General features: G+C 67.1%; 5 protein-coding genes and 1 pseudogene. 4 read left to right on the top strand and 2 right to left on the bottom strand.

The window, feature by feature from the left end; translation table 11 throughout:
* A partial coding sequence (locus HUU94_RS09455; protein ID WP_174274836.1) for a hypothetical protein occupies positions 1-356 on the top strand: 356 nt, incomplete at its 5' end.
* A gap of 275 nt (positions 357-631) precedes the next feature.
* Here HUU94_RS09455 and HUU94_RS09450 read toward each other — a convergent pair.
* Both HUU94_RS09450 and HUU94_RS09445 read right to left on the bottom strand, forming a co-directional pair.
* Positions 632-1102, bottom strand: coding sequence for a DUF2721 domain-containing protein (locus tag HUU94_RS09450; RefSeq protein WP_174274835.1), 471 nt, complete (start codon positions 1100-1102; stop codon positions 632-634).
* Positions 1103-1113: 11 nt separating this feature from the next.
* Positions 1114-2322: an LL-diaminopimelate aminotransferase gene (locus HUU94_RS09445; protein ID WP_174274834.1), complete on the bottom strand. Its 1209-nt coding sequence runs from the start codon at positions 2320-2322 to the stop codon at positions 1114-1116.
* Positions 2323-2439: 117 nt separating this feature from the next.
* Between HUU94_RS09445 and HUU94_RS09440 the strand changes: the two genes are divergently transcribed.
* From HUU94_RS09440 to HUU94_RS09430, 3 genes and pseudogenes are all read left to right on the top strand, one after another.
* Positions 2440-4146 carry a PHA/PHB synthase family protein gene (locus HUU94_RS09440; protein WP_174274833.1) on the top strand — a complete coding sequence of 569 codons (1707 nt, stop codon included), beginning with the start codon at positions 2440-2442 and terminating at the stop codon, positions 4144-4146.
* Between the two features lie 229 nt (positions 4147-4375).
* Positions 4376-4960 carry a glycine zipper 2TM domain-containing protein gene (locus tag HUU94_RS09435; RefSeq protein WP_174274832.1) on the top strand — a complete coding sequence of 195 codons (585 nt, stop codon included), beginning with the start codon at positions 4376-4378 and terminating at the stop codon, positions 4958-4960.
* 132 nt (positions 4961-5092) lie between these two features.
* Positions 5093-5498: pseudogene (locus tag HUU94_RS09430) on the top strand (YbgF trimerization domain-containing protein); the annotation flags it as partial.

The raw sequence follows: 5498 nt of genomic DNA, 5'->3' as shown, positions 1-5498 counted from the left end.
TCGCCGAAACGCCCGGGCGCTGGCGCTACGCGGCGGCGGGCGGCGGCACCGCGCGCTTCGAGGCACCGGGCGGCGCCATGCTATTCGCACTTCGCTGCGACAAGGCGAGGCATATCGTCACCCTGCTCCGCCCGGACGCTCCGAACAGCGCCGCGCTCACCGTCACGACCTCTTATGGGTCTCGCACGCTTTCCGCTTTGCCGGGCCAGGGCGCCAGCCTGCCCGCCGCCGACACGTTGCTGGATCAAATCGCCTTCAGCCGGGGCCGCTTCACGATCGATGCGGCTGGCATGGCGGAGCTGGTGCTGCCCGCCTGGGCCGAGCCGGCGCGCGTAATCGAGGATTGCCGCGGCTGATCTCGCCGGGCGAAGCGGCATATCCTGACAGCGAAAAACTTCCGCGCAAGTCTTGTATGCGGCGATTCAGGCGATAACATCGGTCCTGCTTATCAACTTAGCGAAAGGAGGTGACCGATGTCTCATGGTTCAGCTTGGGGGTCGGTTCAGTCCGTTCGGGAGACGCGCTGGTAACGCAGCGCCGGGGGTCTCCCGGGCCGATTATCCGGCCGCTGACCCATGTTCGGAAGGGCCGTCGGAGCGATCCGGCGGCCCTTCTTCCGTTGTCGACCGGTTCACCGCCGCTCCAGCAACTCGTCCCGCACCCGGATCGCCGTGACCGCGACCCTGATCTCCACCAGGAACAGCACCAGCCCCGCGATCAGCAGCAGCAGCGCCAGCGCAAAGCACATCGCCAGCGTGCGCGCGAAGCCGAAGCCCGCCAGCCGCGCGAGGAACATCGCCGCGACGACGGTGCACAGGATCACCGCGCTCGCGGTGCACAGGAAGATCGCATCGTTGACGATCTTGATCCGCCGATCGAGCAGGCGGAGCTCGCGCACCTGCATCGGATGATCGGGATGGTCGCGGGGCGTGAAATTCTCCTCGATGTAGCGCGCGCGATCGACGACGCGTGACAGCCGCCCGGTGAGCATGTTGAGGATCGTGCCGATCGCGCTCAGCAGGAATACCGGGCCCAACGAAAGCTGGATCAACTTCGTCAGGCCCGAGAGGCTCGAGACATGGAGGAAATCGTCGAAATCCATCGGCGTGCGGCTCAGCCCGCGGTGCGCGCCGGTGTGTTGACGCCCATCGACTGGAGGTAGCGCTTCACGTTGCGCGCCGCCTGGCGGATGCGATGCTCATTCTCGACCAGCGCGATGCGGACGAAGCCCTCGCCCTCCTCGCCGAAGCCCGCCCCCGGCGCGACCGCGACATTGGCGTGGGTTAGCAATTGCTTGGCATATTCCATCGAGCCGAGGTGGCGGAGCGCGGGCGGGATCGGCGCCCAGGCGAACATCGAGGCTTCGGGCGCGGGAATGTCCCAGCCGGCGCGGCCGAAGCTTTCGACGAGGCAGTCGCGCCGCCCCTTGTAGAGCTTGCGGTTCGCCGCGATGATATCCTGCGGCCCGTTGAGCGCCGCGGTCGCCGCCGCCTGGATCGGCGTGAAGGCGCCATAATCGAGGTAGGATTTCACCCGCGTCAGCGCCGCGATCAACTGGCGGTTGCCGACCGCGAAACCGATCCGCCACCCTGCCATCGAATAGGTCTTGGACATCGAGGTGAATTCGATCGCGACGTCCTTGGCGCCCGGCACCTGGAGGATCGACGGCGTCGGCGTATCCCCGAAGTAGATCTCGGCATAAGCGAGATCGGAGAGCACCCAGAGCTTATGCTCCTTGGCGAAGGCGACGACCTGCTCGTAGAATTTCAGGTCGGCGACATAAGCGGTCGGGTTGGAGGGATAGCCGATCACCAGCACCGAAGGCTTGGGCACGGTATAGCTGACCGCATGCTCCAGCCGCGTGAAGAAGTCCGGCCCCGGCGCCGCCGGGATCGATCGGATCGCGGCACCCGCGATGATGAAGCCGAAGGTGTGGATCGGATAGCTCGGATTGGGCGCGAGCACGACGTCGCCCGGCGCGGTGATCGCCTGCGCGAGGTTGGCGAGCCCCTCCTTGGAGCCCAGCGTCACCACCACCTCCTTGGCCGGATCGAGCTCGACCTCGAAACGCCGCGCATAATAAGCCGCCTGCGCCTTCTTGAGGCCGGGGATGCCCGACGAGGCCGAATAGCCGTGCGCGTTGGGATTGCGCGCCACCTCGACCAGTTTCTCGATCACATGCGGCGCGGGCGCGCCATCGGGATTGCCCATGCCCAGATCGACGATATCCTCACCCGCCGCGCGCGCCGCTGCCTTCATCGCATTCACTTCGGCGAACACGTAGGGCGGCAGGCGGCGGATGCGGTAGAATTCGTCGTTCATCATATCCTCGAAGGTTTCGGCCCGGAGAAACCAGCAACAGCGCTCGCATCGGCGGGGCCGGGCCGCCTATAGGGCTTTCGGGCGACAAATGGCAGCGCGAAGCTGCGGGAGAGCGAGATGGCGGAAGCGGACGGTCCGGAGCTCAAGGGGCGCGCCTTGCTGGACGAGCTGGCGCACTGGACCGGGATCATCGGCCAGGCGCAGCAACTGCTGATAGAATATGGCGCGACCGCCGCGCTGAAGGCGATCGACGGCTATACCGAGACGCTGGGCAAGACGCTGCCAAACCTCGCGAAAAGCGAAGAGGGCGCGGACGCGGGCTGGGGCGATGCGCTGTCCTTCCTCCAGCAGATGATGCCCGGATCGCGCGGCGGCGCGCCCGATTGGCAGCAGCCCTTGTTCGATCTGTTCCACCAGGGCCATGCGATCCTCGCTCAGGAGGTGCTCGGCCGCATCCGCGACGCCGAACTGCTCGATCCGCGGCAGAGGGAGCAGCTCCGCTTCGCGACGCAGGCCGCACTCGACGCGATGAATCCCAGCAATTTCGCGCTGACCAACCCCAGGGTGGTGGAGCGGATCATCGAAACGCGCGGCGCCAATCTCGTCACCGGGATGCAGCGGATGCTCGAGGATGCCGCCGCCGGGCAGATCCGCCACGTCGACGCGCACGCCTTCGAGCTCGGCCGCAACATCGCCGCGACGCCGGGCAAGGTGATCTACGAGAACCGGCTGTTCCAGCTCCTCCATTACGCGCCGACGACCGAACGGGTCGACGCGACGCCGCTGCTGATCTTCCCGCCGTGGATCAACCGCTTCTACATCCTCGATCTCGGCCCGAAGAAGAGCTTCGTCCGCTGGGCGCTGGATCAGGGGCTGAGCGTCTTCATGGTCTCGTGGAAATCGGCCGATGCCGGCCTCGCCGACGTGACGATGGACGATTATGTGCTGGGCGGCGAATATGAGGCGCTCTCGGTCGTCCGCCGCCTGCTCGAAGTGCCGTCGGTCCATGTCGTCGGCTATTGCGTGGCGGGCACCGCGCTTGCGATGCTGCTCGCCTGGGCGGCGAAGACGGGGCGCGCGGATGAGATCGCCAGCGCCACCTTCTTCACCGCGCAGGTCGATTTCGCGCAGGCGGGCGATCTGTCGCTGCTGGTCGACGACGGGCAGATGGCGCTGATCGACGCGCTGACGAGCGACGGCGTGCTCGACGGACGCTATATGAGCGCGACCTTCAACCTGCTGCGCGGGCGCGACCTCATCTGGAACTATGTCGTCAACCATTACCTGCTCGCCGAGGATTATGGCGCGTTCGATCTGCTCCACTGGAACAGCGACGTCTCCAACCTGCCCGCCGAATGGCACCGCCGATATCTGACCGATTTCTACCGCGACAATCTGCTCGCGAGGCCAGGCGCGATGTCGGTCGGCGGCGAATCGATCGATCTCGGCACGGTCGCGACGCCCAGCTACGTGCAGGCAGGCCGCGAAGATCATATCGCGCCCGCCGAAAGCGTCTGGAAGATCACGCATCATTTCAAGGGGCCGCTGCGCTTCGTCCTCGCCGGATCGGGCCACATCGCCGGCGTCGTCAACCCGCCCGCCGCCAATCGCTACGGCTATTGGACCAACGATGGGAAGGTCGAGACGTTGGCCGCCTTCGTCGAGGGCGCCACCGAGCACGCCGGGAGCTGGTGGCCCGATTGGCGGGCGTGGATCACCGAACGGTCGGGCGGACAGGTCGCGGCGACCGGCGCGCGCCTCCCCGGCCAGGGCGCCCTCGCCGCGATCGAGGACGCGCCCGGACGCTACGTGCGAACGCGGTAATCATATTCCACCATCGACCGTCGCCGGATGCTTTCGTCGATCCCTGGATCGTGCATCCCATCCTCGCCGCCCGCGCACCGCAACCGAATGGTTTGCGGCGGGTTCTGCCAGCACCGAAACGATTCCGCTGAACGGCGGTGAAACAAACAACTCAGATGTCGTTCAGCGGGTCGCGACTAAAAGGTGTGCACCGTCGGGCGCTGGCCGGCCGGCGAACAGGAGAAGAGATATGCGACGTTTAGCTTTAGCCGCGGCCCTTGCCGCCACCATGCCGATGGCGCTCGCCCCGATCGCGCCCGCGATGGCGCAATCCCCCGCGGCGCAGGCGCGCTGGGATCAGGCGCAGCGCGATTATCGGATCGCGACCGATCGTTTCAACGCCGAGCGCGATCGGTATGCACAGGCGAGCCGCTACGGGCGCGGCGACGGCTACCGCCGCGGCTATGACGCGCCTCCCCCGCCGCCGCCGCCGCCGGGCTATTCCGGCCAGGGCTATGGGCCGCAGGGCTATTATGCCGACGATCGTGACGAGGGAAATTACGATCCCTCGCGCTATTATCGCGACGGCAACAGCTATCAGGAGCGCACGCTGGCCGCCGACGATCGCGTCTATCGCGGATCGGACGGTAAATATTATTGCAAGCGCTCGGACGGCACGACGGGCCTGATCATCGGCGCGGCCGGTGGCGGCGTGCTCGGCAACGTGATCGACGGCGGCCATTCGCGCGCCGCCGGTACTTTGATCGGCGCGGCGCTCGGCGCGATCGCCGGCAGGGCGGTCGACCAGAACAGCGCACAGGTGCGGTGCCGCTGATAAAGTGGGCGCCCCGCTCGTTAGGCGGGGCGCCTCTGTTTTCGGTCCCACGTCATCGAGGGTTCATTGCGGATTCGCGCTGCGCTATGCTGATCGCCACGCGCACCGCGCAATGTTGATGAAGGCCCTTCGATGACGCTCCGCCTGCCGTTCGCCTTCCTCCTCGCCACTGTGGCGCTACCCGTGCTCGCGCAGACCGCGCCGCCCGTCGGGCAGCGCGTCGATCGGCTGGAGAAGGAGATGAAGGCCGTCCAGCGCAAGGTCTTCCCCGGCGGCAGCCCCGCCTTCTTCGAGCCCGAGATCGCGCCGCCCGTCGCGGCACCCGCCGCCGGTGCGCCGGCGACGCTGCCGCTCAACGAGCTTACGGCCCGCGTCGACGGCCTCGAACGCGAGCTGGCGCGCATCACCAGCCAGATCGAGGAAATCCAGCATCGGCTCCAGATCGTCTCCGAGCAGGCGGCCAGAGACCGTAACGAATATGACGCGCGGCTGAAGGCGCTGGAGGCGAGCGCCGCGCCCGCATCGCCGCCCGCGCCGG

This window comes from Sphingomonas bacterium (genome assembly GCF_903644055.1).
Lineage (GTDB): Bacteria > Pseudomonadota > Alphaproteobacteria > Sphingomonadales > Sphingomonadaceae > Sphingomonas_I.
Note: the sequence above shows the minus strand (reverse complement) of the source record. Positions and strands in the feature narration are given on the sequence as shown.